At 50.1% G+C, this 16213-nt stretch carries 17 protein-coding genes; 13 read left to right on the top strand and 4 right to left on the bottom strand.

Going from position 1 to position 16213, the window contains the following annotated elements; all coding sequences use genetic code 11:
- Positions 1 to 129: 129 nt before the first annotated feature.
- Entirely contained in the window at positions 130 to 237 is a 108-nt protein-coding gene (locus DFP95_RS29380) for a sporulation protein YjcZ (RefSeq protein WP_115993197.1), read from the bottom strand.
- Positions 238 to 563: 326 nt separating this feature from the next.
- On the opposite strand from DFP95_RS29380, the gene DFP95_RS13730 reads away from it, so the two are divergent.
- From DFP95_RS13730 to DFP95_RS13705, 6 genes are read left to right on the top strand one after another with little or no spacing between them, the layout of a single operon-like run.
- Complete coding sequence (locus tag DFP95_RS13730) at positions 564 to 1091, top strand: redoxin domain-containing protein (RefSeq protein WP_181907398.1); 528 nt, start codon at positions 564 to 566, stop codon at positions 1089 to 1091.
- A gap of 25 nt (positions 1092 to 1116) precedes the next feature.
- Positions 1117 to 2826, top strand: coding sequence for a cytochrome c biogenesis protein ResB (gene resB, locus DFP95_RS13725; protein ID WP_115993195.1), 1710 nt, complete (start codon positions 1117 to 1119; stop codon positions 2824 to 2826).
- A complete protein-coding gene (gene ccsA / locus DFP95_RS13720) occupies positions 2823 to 4085 on the top strand; it encodes a cytochrome c biogenesis protein CcsA (RefSeq protein WP_115993194.1) in 1263 nt (420 codons plus the stop codon). The genes resB and ccsA overlap by 4 nt, the downstream gene beginning before the upstream one ends.
- Before the next feature lie 39 nt (positions 4086 to 4124).
- Positions 4125 to 4838, top strand: coding sequence for a response regulator transcription factor (locus DFP95_RS13715; protein WP_115993193.1), 714 nt, complete (start codon positions 4125 to 4127; stop codon positions 4836 to 4838).
- Between the two features lies 1 nt (position 4839).
- Positions 4840 to 6285 carry a HAMP domain-containing sensor histidine kinase gene (locus tag DFP95_RS13710; RefSeq protein WP_115993192.1) on the top strand — a complete coding sequence of 482 codons (1446 nt, stop codon included), beginning with the start codon at positions 4840 to 4842 and terminating at the stop codon, positions 6283 to 6285.
- Positions 6286 to 6299: 14 nt separating this feature from the next.
- Positions 6300 to 7529: an MFS transporter gene (locus DFP95_RS13705; protein ID WP_115993191.1), complete on the top strand. Its 1230-nt coding sequence runs from the start codon at positions 6300 to 6302 to the stop codon at positions 7527 to 7529.
- 118 nt (positions 7530 to 7647) lie between these two features.
- Here DFP95_RS13705 and serA read toward each other — a convergent pair whose 3' ends face one another.
- Both serA and DFP95_RS13695 read right to left on the bottom strand, forming a co-directional pair.
- Complete coding sequence (serA, locus tag DFP95_RS13700; protein WP_115993190.1) at positions 7648 to 9240, bottom strand: phosphoglycerate dehydrogenase; 1593 nt, start codon at positions 9238 to 9240, stop codon at positions 7648 to 7650.
- A gap of 226 nt (positions 9241 to 9466) precedes the next feature.
- Positions 9467 to 10387 (bottom strand): BTB/POZ domain-containing protein, encoded by a 921-nt coding sequence (locus tag DFP95_RS13695; RefSeq protein WP_115993189.1) that lies wholly within the window; start codon positions 10385 to 10387, stop codon positions 9467 to 9469.
- Positions 10388 to 10509: 122 nt separating this feature from the next.
- Between DFP95_RS13695 and DFP95_RS13690 the strand changes: the two genes are divergently transcribed.
- Both DFP95_RS13690 and DFP95_RS13685 read left to right on the top strand, forming a co-directional pair.
- The gene (locus DFP95_RS13690; protein ID WP_115993188.1) at positions 10510 to 11106 is read left to right on the top strand and encodes a type II CAAX endopeptidase family protein; all 597 of its coding nucleotides are present in this window, start codon (positions 10510 to 10512) and stop codon (positions 11104 to 11106) included.
- Positions 11103 to 11408, top strand: a complete 306-nt coding sequence (locus DFP95_RS13685; RefSeq protein WP_115993187.1) for a hypothetical protein — start codon at positions 11103 to 11105, stop codon at positions 11406 to 11408. The genes DFP95_RS13690 and DFP95_RS13685 overlap by 4 nt, the downstream gene beginning before the upstream one ends.
- 63 nt (positions 11409 to 11471) lie before the next feature.
- On the opposite strand, the gene DFP95_RS13680 is transcribed toward DFP95_RS13685, so the two are convergent.
- On the bottom strand, positions 11472 to 12341 hold the full coding sequence (locus DFP95_RS13680; protein WP_115993186.1) for a polysaccharide deacetylase family protein: 870 nt from the start codon (positions 12339 to 12341) through the stop codon (positions 11472 to 11474).
- Positions 12342 to 12491: 150 nt separating this feature from the next.
- On the opposite strand from DFP95_RS13680, the gene DFP95_RS13675 reads away from it, so the two are divergent.
- From DFP95_RS13675 to ypeB, 5 genes are all read left to right on the top strand, one after another.
- On the top strand, positions 12492 to 12827 hold the full coding sequence (locus DFP95_RS13675) for a hypothetical protein (protein WP_115993185.1): 336 nt from the start codon (positions 12492 to 12494) through the stop codon (positions 12825 to 12827).
- A gap of 191 nt (positions 12828 to 13018) precedes the next feature.
- On the top strand, positions 13019 to 13618 hold the full coding sequence (locus DFP95_RS13670) for a genetic competence negative regulator (RefSeq protein ID WP_115993184.1): 600 nt from the start codon (positions 13019 to 13021) through the stop codon (positions 13616 to 13618).
- Positions 13619 to 13810: 192 nt separating this feature from the next.
- Positions 13811 to 14506: a glutamic-type intramembrane protease PrsW gene (gene prsW / locus DFP95_RS13665; protein ID WP_115993220.1), complete on the top strand. Its 696-nt coding sequence runs from the start codon at positions 13811 to 13813 to the stop codon at positions 14504 to 14506.
- Between the two features lie 51 nt (positions 14507 to 14557).
- Positions 14558 to 14716 carry a hypothetical protein gene (locus DFP95_RS13660; protein ID WP_181907403.1) on the top strand — a complete coding sequence of 53 codons (159 nt, stop codon included), beginning with the start codon at positions 14558 to 14560 and terminating at the stop codon, positions 14714 to 14716.
- Positions 14717 to 14833: 117 nt separating this feature from the next.
- The gene (gene ypeB / locus DFP95_RS13655; RefSeq protein WP_115993182.1) at positions 14834 to 16192 is read left to right on the top strand and encodes a germination protein YpeB; all 1359 of its coding nucleotides are present in this window, start codon (positions 14834 to 14836) and stop codon (positions 16190 to 16192) included.
- Positions 16193 to 16213: the final 21 nt, after the last annotated feature.

The following is a 16213-nucleotide window of genomic DNA, read 5'->3' as shown; positions in this document are numbered from 1 at the left end:
CGGTATAAGTTATCTATATTATATCATATTAACGCGGTGTCGTATTAAACTATTCGAACATAATAAAAGCTGTCGCGACTTTCTCGACAGCCTGAGCCCATCATGATGGGCTAAAAGTTATGTTAGCTATTAGTAGCAATTAGATCCACCGGCAGCAAGTATAATGACCAATAGAATGAAAAGAACAAGTACGAATGCGGCAGCTTGCGCTCCACCGCCACCATAAACAGCACTCACAGAAATCACCACCGTTTTATTATTGTGATCTGTTTATCACACTGTCAGAGTATGTAAGGATAAATATAACGTCAGTACATTCGCACAGACTATTCAATAAATCCGCATCTGCCCTGTATGAAGAACCGAGGTCTTTTTTTACCCGCAAGATACCCACTATAAGCGAAGAATTACACTGGGTTTGTTTAGATTACATTGTACTAAATTAGACAAATAAAACACCGTAAATCCAGTTAAATCAACGTATACTAGAGGGTGTCGATTGATACTAGACATTACAACCGCTACAATGGGAATATCGGATTACGGGTGGTGAGAAGGTACATATGGGGCGTTATCGCAAAGCCGTACAATACATCATATTGGCCGTCGTACTTCTCGTTGGAGGATATGCGATCGGCAATTCTCTGTTTACGAAGAGTACCGTGCTGGCCAAAGGGGACGAGCCGCCTAGCTTCCGTCTCGCCGACTTGGACAATGCGGTCCATGAATGGAAGGACTACGAGGGCAAGCCATTGATCTTGAATTTCTGGGGAACATTCTGTCCGCCGTGCAGGAACGAAATGCCGGCCTTGCAAAAGCAATACGAGAAGTGGAAGGACCAAGGCTTAGAGCTAGTAGGCATTAATCTTAGCGAAGACAGGCTGACCGTCGAAAGCTTCATCCGGCAGGTCGGAGTCGATTTTCCCATCCTGCTCGATAAGGATAAGAAAATAGAGAAGCTATACGGGCTTAAGCAATATCCGACAACCTTCTTCATCTCTGCGGACGGCAAGATCCAAGAGGTTGTCATAGGCGGCTTGTTATCGGAAGAAGAGATCGAAACGCGCGTTCAGAGGCTAATGCAGTCTTGATCGCGAAGTCAAGGAGGCCTTGCAGTTGTTTCAGAATACCAAATGCGAATGCGGACACCAGAATCCCGTGGGCACGGTGTTATGCGAGTCGTGCGGCAAACCTCTGGTAGAAGATTTGCTTGTTGACGATAATACCCCGCTAGAAATGAGATACGACGGTGTGGCTCGCAGATCCCAAAAAGCGAATCCTCATATCGTCGATCGAATATGGAATTTCTTCTCTTCCGTTAAAATTGCGGTTTATCTTATCGCGTTAACATTGCTGGGCGCATCGCTGGGCACGATTTTCCAACAGGAAAGCACGTTGATCAACATGACCGAGAACTCGGAGTTCGCGGCGTACTATAAGGAACGATACGGAACGCTAGGCGTTATCTATCACGCTCTCGGTTTGTCCCGTACTTACGAATCCTGGTGGTTTATCCTGTTGCTCGTCATGATCGGAACCTCTCTTGTCGTATGCAGTCTCGATCGGGTTCTTCCGCTTTACCGGGCGCTCTCGAAGCAGCAAATACGCAAGCATCTCCAGTTCATTAACAGGCAGCAAGTCGTTTACGCGGAAACCTTGCATGGCGATCAAGAGCAATGGCTGCAGCAATTCGGCCAACAGCTTAAGCGTAAGCGTTATCGGGTATGGAAGGAAGACGGTGCGCTGCTTGCCGAGAAAAATAGATTCAGCCGCTGGGGTCCTTATATCAACCATATCGGACTTATCCTCTTTCTTCTTGCGGTATTGGCCCGGGGCATCCCGGCATGGCACATGGACCAATACCTTGCTCTCTACGAAGGAGAAACGAGGCAAATCCCCGACACGAATTATTACGTGAAGAACGACAAGTTCATCGTGGAGTACTACAATGAAGACGAGCTGGCCGAAAACCAGAAAGGCACCAAAGTCGTCAAGCTTTACGAGACGAAAGCCCGCCTGTACGAATGCACGGAAGCATGCGACGATCCGATCAAGGCCCCCGTCCTGACCGAGGTCGAGCAGCATGACATACGCGTGAACAGCGCTCTGTCCCACAAGGGTTTGAAATTGTACCAAAACAGCTTTCAAGAACGCGTTAGGTTCATATCGGTCACTCCTTCGCTGATGGACGCGACAAGCGGTAAAGCGCTTGGCTCCTTCGATCTTCTGATGGACGATCCCAAAGAGAAGTACGAGGTCGGAGATTACGTGCTTACGCTCAATGATTACTACCCCGATTTCACCTTGGACGAGCAGAGTCGTCCGATGACGAAGACGCGCGATCCGAATAATCCCGCTTTCGTTTTCCGGGTCGAAGGACCGGGTCTCGCCTCCAAAGGCGAAATCTATATCTATTTCCCGATGCCAAGCGAGACGAGCAAGTATTACGAGAAAATCCTTAACGATAGCTTCAAGCAAAGAGGCGACAATACGGGAAAATTAGCCATTCGGGTGGAAAACCCGATCGTTGATGGTAAAATGAACAATATCAAGTATTCCGAGTATACGACTTATTTGAATATACGGGTCGATAGGGCGATGCCTTACATTTGGGTTGGTGCCGCGATCTCCATGATCGGTCTTATTATGGGCTTCTATTGGCAACACAGGCGGATATGGCTACGGATAGACGGAGACAAGCTATCCCTCGGCGGACATACGAATAAGAACAGCTTCGGTCTAAGGGCCGACGTGACATGGGCTTTGGGAAGAACGGGCATCGAGGTATCTCCCAAATCGCTTGATAACAGGAGGAATTTACGTTGACTTGGTGGCTGGATTTCAGTAGCGACGCATTTATAACCGCTTTTTATTTGTATTGCGCTTCTTTTATTAGCTTCGCTATCGCCGTGGCCGGAAAGCGGTGGAGCAATAGGAAGCCGGAAGATCACACGAACCGTTGGGGGAAAATAGGATTCGGTTTAGCCGTGGTCGGTTGGCTTGCCCATCTTACCTTCTTCTTTACCCGGTGGTATGGCGGCGGTCATATTCCTACAAGCAATATGTACGAGTTTATGACTTTCCTCGGCATGGCTATCATGCTGGCGTTTATCGTCGTTCATCTGATTTACCGGAACATGATTCTCGGAGCGTTCACGCTGCCGTTGGTCATTATTATTATCGCGTACGCGTCCGTATTTCCATCCGAAGTGCAGCCGCTCATCCCTGCTTTGAACAACGTTTGGCTGAAAATTCACGTTACGACGGCAGCAACGGGCGAAGCGTTCTTCGCAGTCGGGTTCGCCGCCGCTCTTATGCAGTTGATTCGGGTGGTCGATTTTACGCGTACGGACAAAGCGGGTAAGCGTTCGCAGTTTTGGACGGAATTCTCGCTATTCGTCATTATCGTGCTGATCGGATTCCTTGTCGCCGTTTTCGCTTTCCGCGGAGCAGGCTACGAGTCGAACTTTAGCCAGGAAACGGTTACGATCGACGATAACGGCGTCGCGAACTCCGAAGTCAAGGAAGTGAAGTACAGCTTACCTCCGATCGTGGCTCCGTATAATAGCGATACGATTTCCTTTCAATCCTTCATCGGAATGAAGGAACCGCTGTTCGAATCCCCTTCATGGTTAAACGGGGTGAACGCCGGTCGCAAGCTGAACACGGTCATTTGGTCCATCATCGCTGGAATCGTGCTTTACGGGTTGCTCCGGCTGATCGCCCGCAAGCCTCTTGCGGCGGTGATTCATCCGCACCTATCCGATATTGATCCGGAGGACCTGGAAGAAATCAGCTATCGGGCCATCGCGATCGGATTCCCGATCTTCACGTTAGGAGCGCTCATTTTCGCCATGATATGGGCACAGATCGCTTGGTCCAGATTCTGGGGTTGGGATCCGAAGGAAGTATGGGCTCTCGTTACGTTCTTGTTCTACAGCGTTTATCTGCATCTAAGACTCTCTCGCGGCTGGCAAGGAACCCGGTCGGCTTGGCTTGCGGTTATCGGCTTCCTGGTCGTCATGTTCACTTTGATCGGGGTCAACCTCGTTATCGCCGGATTGCATTCGTACGCAGGAGTATAATAGGCTCATAAAGGTTATCGTCGAGAGGAGCGCAATCGCATGAATACAGGAAATCGGATATTGGTGGTGGACGACGAAGAACGAATACGTCGCTTGCTGAGAATGTACTTGGAGAAGGAAGGGTACGTCATAGACGAGGCCGAAGACGGGGAGTCCGCTCTTCGTAAAGCCCAGGAAGAGGAGTTCGACCTCATCGTGCTCGATCTGATGTTGCCCGGGATCGACGGGATCGAAGTGTGTGCACGGCTTCGCCAGCAGAAAGCGACTCCCGTGCTCATGCTGACGGCCAAGGGCGAGGAAGTCAATCGCGTCCAAGGCTTCGAAGTAGGCGCCGACGATTACGTGGTCAAGCCGTTCAGTCCGAGGGAAGTGATTTTCCGGATCAAGGCGATATTGCGACGCTCTTCGGCAACCGCATTTCTATCCAAGGAATTGAACACGAGCAACAACATCGTATTCCCGCATCTTATCATCGAGCACGACGCCCACCGGGTGACCGCGAGCGGTCAAGAAGTTAACTTGACGCCCAAGGAGTACGAGCTATTGCATTATTTGGCGAGCACGCCGGATAAAGTATTCTCGCGGGAAGAGCTGCTTAAAGACGTATGGAACTACGACTTTTTCGGGGATTTGCGTACGGTGGATACCCACGTGAAAAGACTCCGCGAGAAACTGAATCGCGTTTCCTCGGAGGCGGCCTCGATGATCACGACGGTGTGGGGCGTCGGATACAAGCTAGAGGCGGCGAAGTAAAATGGCCATATGGAGATCGATCGTCGGCAAAATGTGGCTGACGATCATAGGTTTAGTCGCGGTCGTCATAACGACCTTAGGCTTTTTCCTGCTGGAATACATCGATCTGACCTTCTCTAGTCCGGCGCAAATCAAGCATTTATTCATTTACTCCGGAGTGATCGGATTTCTATTGACGACCTTCTTTGCGTTCTTCCTGCTGACGAAGATTACTCAGCCGTTGCGCGAGATGAAGGACGCCGCGAACCGAGTGGCGCAAGGAGATTATACGACGAGGGTGGCCATTCGGTCCTCCGACGAGATCGGCGAGCTAGCCAATACGTTTAACCAAATGGCTTCCGAGCTTCATACGCTGATCAAGGATCTTCAACACGAGAGGGATCATCTCAGCAGCGTACTGCGAAGCATGACCGATTCCGTTATTTCCTTCGATGCCGAAGGAGAAGTCATCCTGACCAATCCCCAAGGACAATATTTACTGGAGGATTGGAGCTCTGTAGATTGGTCCGACGAGGATGCTCCCGTACGTAACGCGCACGTTCCAGGCCCGCTTCGGGAGACTTTCCGGAATGTCGTCGACAGCGGGAAGGAGCTCACCGTTAAGGTTCATGTCAAGAGCGGCGTATGGTCCGTGGTTATGACTCCGCTTGCATCGATCGATTCCGTAAGGGGAGCGGTCGCCGTGCTTCGCGACGTTACGGAGGAATTCCGCGTCGATAAGATGCGCAAGGATTTCGTCGCGAACGTATCGCATGAAATTCGCACTCCCTTGTCGATGGTCCAAGGCTATAGCGAGGCGCTGTTGGACGATATCGCGGCAACGCCGGAGGAGCGCAGGGAGCTTGTCCAGGTTATTCACGACGAATCGCTTAGAATGGGTAGACTCGTCAAGGATTTGCTTGACCTTGCGAGAATGGAAGCCGGCTATCTGGAGATGAATTTCCAACCGCTGGACGTGAACGGATTGTTATCCCGCGTCTACCGTAAATTCACCGCTCTAGCGAAGGATCGCCAGGTCGTTCTATCGAAATCGGATGAACAATCGTCCCTGCAGTTGGAAGCGGCGGACGGCGACCGCTTGGAACAAGTATTGACGAATTTAATGGACAATGCGCTGCGCCACACGGCTCCCGGAGCCGAGATCGCGCTTCGCGCTTCAAGAATTCATGAACTCAAAGGGGATTGGATCGAGCTGCAGGTCATCGACCAAGGTCAGGGCATTCCCCGCGAGGACCTACCGTATATTTTCGAACGGTTCTATAAGGCGGACAAAGCCCGCAAGAGGGAGTCGAGCGGCGGCGGGACAGGTCTTGGACTTGCTATCGTCAAGAACCTGGTTCTTGCCCACGGGGGAACCATAAACGCCATCAGCGCACCCGGCGAGGGGACCACGTTCACGATTAAGATTCCCGTATCCGCAAGGTCGCGGGATAATCCACATCGCTGAGAAGAGGTAGAGGCATGAAGTTACGGGTACCTTGGCCTTTATTTCAACGAGCGAAAGCGGCGTCCAAGCAACGGTTGTCGAAGGAAGCGCGCGTCGCTTTGCTCATTCACGGTTGTTTTCAATTCGGAGCGTCTATGTCCGGGCTGTTCTTGAATTTGTATTTGTGGCGTCTTACCGAGGATTTGGTTATTAACGGCATATTTAATATCATCGTATATGGAATGACTCCGATTGCTTTTGCCATAGGCGGATGGATCGCGAAGAAGAAAGACCGGATGGTCACGTATCGCCTAGGCATCGCGTTGATCACGGTTTTTTTTCTTGTCGTTATTTTCGCGCGGGAGAACGTCGTCGCTTATTATCCTTGGTTCGCCGCTTTTAATGGCTTGGCACTGGGACTATACTGGACGGGTTATCTGGTACTCATGTACGACGTGACCGACGTGCAGAACCGATCTCGCTATTTAGGCGTCAACATGATCGTCTTTAACTCGGCTGGCCTGGCGGGACCTGCGTTATCGGGGTTCTTGATCAGCTTGTTCGAAGGTCTGAGGGGTTACTTGCTTACATTCGGAGCGGCATCGATGTTATTCGGGATCGCCTCCTTCTTCAGCTTGCGCATTCGAAGAATAGACTCCCATCATCGCACCTATTACTTGAAATATTCGGGGCTTATGATGAAGAAGAACAAGCTATGGGTACTCGCGCTGCTAAGCTTCTCGGTGTTGGGATTGTTCCAGGGTTTAATGTTGTTTCTGCCGAATATTTTGATGTTTCAGACGGTGGGCAGGGAAGACCAGGTCGGATATTTGACCGTCGGATTCGCATTGTTGACGATCGTTACGGGATTTTTCATTTCCCGAAGAAAGCAGCAGTTGAATATCCGTCGCGATCTTCTGGTGGCTTCTCTATTCATTATAGGCGGTTCCGCGGTATTGTTCTTCGATATAAGGTTATGGACGGTAATTCTGTTCATGTCGATTTACTCCTTGATGGCTCCGCTCATAATCAACACTTTGACTTCCTATTACTATAGAATCATGGACGGATTGCCATTGAGAGGAATGTTCCGGATCGAGTCGGTCGTCGTGCGGGAATTTTTCCTGAATACGGGCCGCGTGGTATCCATTCTGCTGCAAGTCATTTTCGCGAGCGACGTCAATTCGCCGGCGCTTCCGGTCGTTTTGCTCGTAACTGCTCTTACGCAGCTTGGCATCGTTCTATTGGTTCGGAATCGGATTTAGGAGAGTTAGCATATCTCTAGGAGCTAGTCGTCTTAGTTAATAAAACAAGAGGTTGCGCAAAAGCTAATGCTTTTGTACAACCTCTTGTTTTAATTGCTCAATTTTCTCACTAGATGTCCTAGTACAAATGAACTTCCTTAGCGTTGTTAAGGTCGGGGAGCGCGGTAAGCTCGCCTAATACTTGCTTGGTTACGGCTTTATCCACTCCGAGCATCATGATGGCGGCGCCGCCTACGATTTTACGGCCCACCTGCATCGAAGCGATGTTGATCTCGTTCGTACCAAGCAACGTTCCTACTCGGCCGATAATACCAGGCTTATCGTGATGGGAGATAAGAAGGATATGGCCTTGCGGTTCAACGTCAACTGGGAACTTATCGACTTGGGTAATCCGAGGCCCGAAACCGTTCAACAACGTGCCTGCGACGAGACGCTCTTCTTTATCCGTCCGAAGGGTGACGCTAACTTGGTTAGTAAAGCCCTTGGAAGCGTGCGACTTCGTGACGACGATGTTGACTTCGCGATTTTTGGCGAGATGCATCGCGTTGACGACGTTGACTTGGTCGGATCCAAGATGGTGTGCAAGTACGCCTTCCACGATGTGGCGAGTAAGCGGCTGCGTATCCACTTCCGCAAGATCGCCGGCATAAGTTACCGCGATTTCTTTAACCGGACCTTCAGCGATCTGAGCCGCGAAGCTTCCCAGCTTCTTACCGAGCGAGAAGTAAGGTTCGAGCTTGGATAGAACTTCGGCGGCGACGGGAGGCATGTTAACCGCGTTCTTGAACGGCTCACCGCGCAAGATATGAAGTAACTGCTCCGACACGTCGATAGCTACGTTCTCTTGGGCTTCGATGGTTGAAGCGCCTAAGTGAGGAGTAACGATGATTTGCGGATGAGACAGGAAAGGGTGGTCGGCTGCAGGAGGCTCTTCTTCGAATACGTCGAAGGCTGCGCCGGCTACTTGTCCCGCGTTAATGGCTTCCACGAGCGCAAGCTCGTCGATAATGCCGCCGCGCGCGCAGTTAACGATGCGAACGCCTTTCTTGATTCGAGAAAATTGCTCTTTGCCGATCATATGGCGAGTTTCCGGAGTAAGCGGCGTATGAACGGTAATGAAGTCGGCTTCCGCAATGATATCTTCTACGGACGCTTTACGTACGCCCATTTTCTCCGCGCGTTCTTCCGTTAAGAATGGGTCATATCCAAGCACGTTCATTCCGAACGCTTTTGCGCGCGCGCCGACTTCGCTGCCGATGCGGCCCATGCCGAGAACGCCCAACGTTTTATTGCGGAGCTCTACGCCGACGAAGGATTTGCGATCCCATTCGCCGCCGACCGTTTTTAAGTAAGCTTGGGGGATATGGCGGGCAACGGCCATCATCATGGCGAAAGTATGCTCGCAGGTCGTGATCGTATTTCCGTCCGGGGCGTTAATGACGATAATGCCGCGTTTCGTAGCAGCGTCCAGGTCGATATTATCAACGCCTACGCCGGCTCTTCCGATCACTTTAAGCTGTTTGCCGGCTGTCATAATTCTTTCGGTTACCCGCGTTTGGCTTCTGACCAGGAGAGCGTCGTACTCGCCGATAATGGCGACTAGTTCATCCTCGCTTAACCCCGTTTTCTTGTCGATGGAAATGTCGGATGCTTCGACCAGGAGCGAAATGCCCAAATCGCTAATCGGATCCGATACTAATACTTTAAACATCGTGGAACCCTCCTTCGATATATAGAAAACACCCTCAACCGCCGCTACCGCATGAAGCGGACTAACGGTGCGTAGAGGGTGACTCCGCAAGGTCACTACTTTCTTGTATCGCTTACGCACGAAGCACCGGTTCCAATTGCTTTTCCTATTTTATAGCAACGGGATGGACAATTGCAATGGCGAATGTGCGACATTATAACGATTAATGGCCTATTTTGCTTCGGAATTACTTGTCCGGGAAGAAGAAAGGCAACTGAGGCAATTGCTGCCCTTCGTAGAAACGGGATTTCATCTCGATGAAGTCGCCGTTTCGCACGGCTTCCGTGCTGGTCAGCAGCTCCGCGATCGAGTTAAAGCTCTTCGCCTTCCGCTTGTCCGCTTGACCCGAGATAATGAATTGATCGATTCTCGCCGTTAGGTCGTGAGGAAGGAAGTCGGATAGCTGAGTTTGCTGGGACATGTAATCCGACGCCACCTTAATTTTCACGATCAATGGAAGAACCTTCCACTTGGCGATCGTCAGAACTTCCGGACTGACGTAATCTCCCGGAATGTCGGAATCGACCGATTCCGCCCATTTCAGCATGGAAGAATAATATTCCTGTTGCGCCCCGAGGGCGAACTTCATGCCTTCTTTATAGAAGGAATTACCGTTCAACTTGTCGATAACCATGTCCGCAGTGCCTTCGTTAGCCGTCTCCGCCAATGAACCGAAGCTTTCTTTGAACAATTTAAGGCTTTTCATGTAGCTTTCTTGCGATTCGATCAATTGGGGCGAGATCGGGGCAACATAAACGGCTTTAATTTCGTCAATTTTTCGTTGAGCGGTTTTCGCTAATTCTTTCATGGACGAAGCGCGATCCGAAGTTGGATCGGACAGCCACTTATTTTGGGCGGCTAGCCAATCTTTTTGAAATTCACGGTAGGACAAAAATACGGTATGATAGAAAGAAACCAAATCTTGCTGCTGGTAAGCGTTAGCCTGGACGGGGGCACTTACCTCTACGACTTCGTCGATCGCGTACTTGGCTTCGGTTCTGTCCGAGCCCACTTTGACGCCGTAAAAAAAAGCTCCTACCGCGATGACAAGCATGAGTAAGAAAGCTAGTGAAAACATGAGATCGGATCGGTTCAGACGCTTTTCCATCGGTTGCTCCTTTAAACGGTGTAGGTAGTTAGTAACTTATTGTCGGAAGGTTGGTTAGTAGTCCTAGTATAGAAAAAAACATGAAGATTGAACATACAAAAATTTGCATAATACGAGGGAAAATGAGAAAATTCGACATTCGTAACATTAAAATTCGCAAAGTGACCGTCGATCAGCTCAACGACAAGATGTTATTGATCAATTTATACATGACGCAGGCGCTTACCCTTATTATCGGTATCGCATGGGTTTTATTTCAGGGGAGAAACCCACTTGATTTTTTCGCTTGGCCGATGACAAGCCAATTTGCCTTATGGGGCGGGGGCTTAGCGCTTCTTGTTTTGGTTTTCGATTTAGGAATTTCGCGATTCGTTCCGGAGGAAGCGGCCGATGACGGCGGCGTTAACGAAAGAATTTTTAAAATCAGGGCAGTGTGGCACATCGCGGTTATTTCTTTGACCGTCGCGATCTGCGAGGAAATATTGTTTCGCGGAGCCATTCAATATGCAATAGGACCTTATTGGACCAGCATCATTTTCGCGGCGATTCACGTTCGTTATTTACGGCATTGGATACCGACCGGATTAGTTTTCGCGATTAGTTACGGTTTAGGTTGGATTATGATTCACACGGGAACGCTTTGGGCTCCGATATTGGCGCACTTCTTAGTTGATTTCATCATGGGCTGTATCATCCGTTTTCGGAGGGAAGAGAAATGAAAGAAGGCATTGATTCCACAGCTTCGTCTTCCGTGTGGAACAGGTACCGGGCGGCTAAGCAAACCGCCTTCGGGATACCGGAGGAGAGTGAGGCAGCGCAGACGCTTGAAGAGCTGGAGGCTGCTATAGCCGAAGCTGCGGCCAGCTCCGGGCTGCCGGAGATCGGTTTGCCTCCCCGCGCGGGGGTACATACCGTCAAGCGGAGGCAACTCTCCCGATGGTATTATTTAGCGCTCGTCCTGCTCTTCTCGGGGCTGGTCATCGGACTATTCTGGTGGGGGCGGGAACATCATAACGGGTAATCGCCTAAAAAAAAGCTGCTTCAGCGTCCTAATGGACTGGAGCAGCTTTTGTGCATGATTAGTTCATTTACCTGAGGATTGAATGTCGATGGCGTTCGGATCGACGAAAGTATATCCTTTTGCTTCCAATTGGCTAAGTAAGGCGTCAAGGCCTTTGGCCGTCCATGCTAACTCATGCATGAGAATGTTGCTGCCCGAATGCAACTGCTCCATGACGTTGTCGATAATGGCTTGGGGGCGCTTGTCCTCGTCGATCTTATTCATGTCCCAATCGAGGGACCCGTTTGACCAAGTCATAAACAATAATCCGTTATCCTTGGCAACCTGGTGAACGGCATCGTTAGCGGAAGCGAACGGAGGCCGGAAGAACACCGGCGTCTTACCGGTAACTTCTTTGACGATTTCTTGCACGCTTTCGATTTGCTCTTTGATTTTAGGAGCTTGTTCCTTCTTCAACTCGATATGGTCCCAGGAATGGTTACCGATGACTTGCTTGCGGTCGTCGATTGTTTTCAGAAGATCGGGATTCGCTTTGACCCGGTAACCGTTGACGAAGAAAATCGCCTTGGCATGGTGCTTGTCCAAGGTATCCAATATCGGATCGAGCGTTTTCGCGTCCTTAGGGCCGTCGTCGAACGTTAGGAGCACGACTTTGCTTTCCGTGCGTTCCTTATCGATGGGAACGATGAAATAATTTTTGTTCATCCTGTAGGTTTTCGTTACTTCGGCCGGTTCAGGCGATGGCGTCGGTTCCGCTTCTACCGGCGATGAACTGGGCGAAGGCGTAGGTTCGGCCGATGGGGTGGAGACGGCGGTTCCGCTCTCAGTCGCCGTCGAAACGGAAGCGTCCGGCGACTCTGTGCCGCTTTGGCTGCACGCGACAAGTCCAAGCAGTAATGCGGTTGAGCAGATGGCGACTAATAGTCGATTCATGATGTGTTTCCTCCGTTTATGTCATGAGCTCTCATTACTTCAGAATTGTATCATAATACCCCAATTTCCTGCATCCGACGCGCTTCCTTATTTTGATGGGGCATGTCTTAGGCGCACTCGGTCACAATAAAGACAATAAGGAGGTGGCAAATGAAAATCGGATCTTTCGTTATGGGTGGATTAGCAGGTGCTGCGGTTGTCATGATGATTCAGCGCAATCAAATGATGTCCGCGGTCGCAGCGGGCGTCGGTCATAATTTGAAGCAACGAATGAACGACGTGAAGGGCGATGCCATCGAAAAAGCGTTAAACATGAAGTTCGCGAGCAGCTTCAAGCGAGCGTCGGATGGCGAAAACAAGCATGAACGTTCATCGTCTTCGCGCGAGGGGGGATTAGATGAGGTTGAAAAACTTGTCGCACAGGATCCAGGAGTTAGCGATGAAATCAACTCGATCCTTGAGCAAAACGGTCAACAGAGAATTTAGGAAAAAGTTGTAAAAGAAAGTCGGCGCCGACCTCCCCGCACGGGGAAGGACGGTGCCGTTTTTTTGTTTTTCGAGGGTTTTCCCTAGTGCATTTCATTAGGAGAAGTGATAACATGTTCTCAAGAAAGTTTCATTCACGCATTATATGCTTAATCATAAGCTGTTATCACCCACAGAAGGAGGATCCTGTCATGAGGATGGAGCGGCTTAGCCAAGACAAAATTCGGATTTTCCTCACTTTCGATGATTTGACTGAGCGCGGGATCCAGAAGGAAGACATGTGGCGCGAAATTCCTAAAGTCCATGAGCTCTTCAGCGAAATGATGGATCAAGCCTACAACGAATTAGGATTCGATGCCTCAGGTCCGCTTGCGGTCGAAGTATTCGCCATGCCGGCACAGGGAATGGTAGTCATCGTCACGAGAGGTAAACTCGAGAGAGATGCGGATTCCGCGACAGAGGACGAAGAAGAAGTATACGAACTTGAAGTTACGCTTGAACAGAGCGAAGCCATCATATATCGATTCAGGGACATCGAGGACGCGATCGGCGCTTCCAAGACGTTGGTCGGTCACCTAACGGACGAAGGAAGAATGTACCGGTATCAGAATCAATGGATGCTTTGCTTCGATCCGGCAGGTCTGGAGACCTCGGAATATCATGCCTTGATCGCCGTGCTTGCGGAATACGGGGAAGCTTCGTCCATTACTCCGGCCGTGCTTGAGGAGTATGGGAAATTGATTATTTCAGCGAATGCGGTTAAAGTGCTAGCGGAGAACTTCGCGAATTAAGTTCCGCGTTAAAGATCGCCTTTTCTCTCGCCATCAAGGCGGGAGGGAAGGCGATCTTTTTATCATTGTCCGGATAGTCGCCGCACAAGTCTTGCGACAATTGCTAAAATAATCTCTTTTCACCAAATGTTCTTTTTTTCTGACTGACGATTTACTGTTATAATGGAGTAGTTGGAAGGGAGGGAACAGATGATGCTGCTCATATCGGTTTTGGCTGCCGCGATCGTGCCGGGAATTGCTTTGCTTGCCTATTTCTATTGGAAGGATCGCTATGACACCGAACCGGTATCGATCGTGCTTAAGATGTTCCTCACGGGAATGCTCATCGTTCTACCGATAATGATCGTGCAACGCAGCTTAACGTTATGGTGGGGCGATTCGCCGTTTACGTTCTCATTTATCATTTCGGCAGGCGTGGAAGAGTTTTTCAAGTGGTTCGTTTTGTACCACATTATCTATAATCACACCGAATTCGACGAGCCGTACGACGGAATCGTCTACGCGGTGGCGGTATCGCTCGGATTCGCTACGTTGGAGAACGTGCTTTACGCGTTTTTGCAGCCTATGACTTTCGGAGACCTCATGATGAGGGCGTTGCTGCCGGTTTCAGGTCATGCCTTGTTCGGCGTGTTCATGGGATATTCACTCGGAAAAGCCAAGTTCTCCGTTGGCAAGAGCATTAGAAATCATCTCTGGCTTGCGTTATTATTGCCGATTATCTGGCATGGCATCTACGACTTTCTGTTATTGACCGTTCCGTCGACTTGGATATGGCTAGTCGTTCCGTTTATGTTCTTCTTATGGTTTAGGGGGATGAGACAGGTGAACAACGCCAATGCCGTATCGCCCTTCCGGTTCTTGAAACGGGAGGAAGAGGTTAAATCCTAGACGATCCGTCCATACTGGGTGTGGGAATATCCGGTAGAGGGGGAAAACCTGTTGTCGCATCGGCACAAAGTGACGATACGCTGCAATCGTTGTAACGAGAAGTTCATTTTGCGCGGACGCAAGGATCGCGGACGAGTGGATACCGGGTTCAAGCAATGCCTTTGCAGTAACGCGGTAGATTTCGAGATCGAAGAGGAAGCTCTCATCTGAGAAGATGGGGCTTCCTCTTCTCTTATGCGCGATTCGCTTGAAGAAGCGCGCATAAAGTCGGAACCTTCTTCCCACAATAACGGCATACCGTTTGGGAATGAAAGGAGTCGGCTTTCCATGTACGCTCGTCTAAGTTCCATCATGTTCCCGCTCGTTACTCTGCTGTTCATCGGCTCTATCGTCTGGGGTTACCAGGAACACCAAGAGAAAAACTCCGTTCTAATTAAAGCGGAAAACCAATATCAACGCGCATTCCATGATCTTAGTCATCACATGGGCAATCTTCATGACCAGTTGGGGCAAACATTAGCGGTATCCGCCGCGTCCCAAGGCATGCAGCGCAAAGGCTTGGTCAACGTTTGGAGATTAACGAGCCAAGCGCAGAACGAGATCAATCAGTTGCCGTTAGCTATGCTCCCTTTCAATAAAGCGGAGGAGTTTCTGAGCCGCATCTCGAGCTTCGCTTATCGTACCTCCGTTCGGGATTTGACCAAGCAGCCTCTCACGCCGGAAGAACTGAAGACGATGAAGTCGTTGTACAAGACGGCCGAATCCGTCAACCAACAGCTCGGCAAAGTGCAAGATGCCGTAATCGCCGACCATCTGCGCTGGATGGACGTAGAAGTCGCGATGGCAAGCGAGAACAGCCCTCACGACAATACGATCATCGATGGCTTCAAGGCAATCGATAAGCAAATGGGCGCTTATCCCGAGAATGATTGGGGTCCTTCCGCGATGTCCGCGGATCGGAAACTGTCCGCTGCTTCCTTGAGCGGCAAAGAAATGACCGTCGATGAAATCAAGAAGAAGGCTGTCGAATTCCTTGGACGGCAATCAAGCGGTTCGGTCGTGAAGGTGAAAGAGGATGGAAGCAAAACCGATCTCCCGGCTTACTCCGTTTCCGTCAAAGGAAAGGGAGACGTAAGCATTCAGATGGACTACACCCGCAAAGGCGGGAATCTGCTATGGTTCATGAATCCTCGGGATGTTACGAGCCGTAAACTTGACTTCGACACGTCGCGCAATAAAGCTTCGCAATTTCTGATCCGGCATGGTTACAAGGATATGACTCCGATTACTTACGACGAATACGATCACGTAGCGGTTTTCACGTACGTTCATACGATTGAAGGCGTTAAGATATATCCGGACAAGCTGACGGTACGCGTTGCGCTTGATAATGGCGAGATCGTAGGTTTGCAGGCTTCGGATCACGTCTTCGCCCAATCGCAGAAATTGCTGACCGCGGGCAAACCGAAAGTAACTAAGGAAAAAGCCCAGGAAGGACTAAATCCGGAGTTCAGGGTCGAGGATTACTCCTTGTCGGTAATCGAGAACGATATGCGGCAGCCGGTTCTGTGCCATGAGTTCCTCGGGAAGATCAACGATCATCGTTACCGCATTTTCATGAGCGGGGAAACGGGGTTGGAAGAGAACATCGAGGAAATCCCCGATTCGGAGAAAGTAATCTATTAAGCAAGGATAATCCGGCGGCCG

It is taken from the genome of Cohnella lupini (assembly GCF_003386205.1).
GTDB lineage: Bacteria > Bacillota > Bacilli > Paenibacillales > Paenibacillaceae > Cohnella > Cohnella lupini.
Note: the sequence above shows the minus strand (reverse complement) of the source record. Positions and strands in the feature narration are given on the sequence as shown.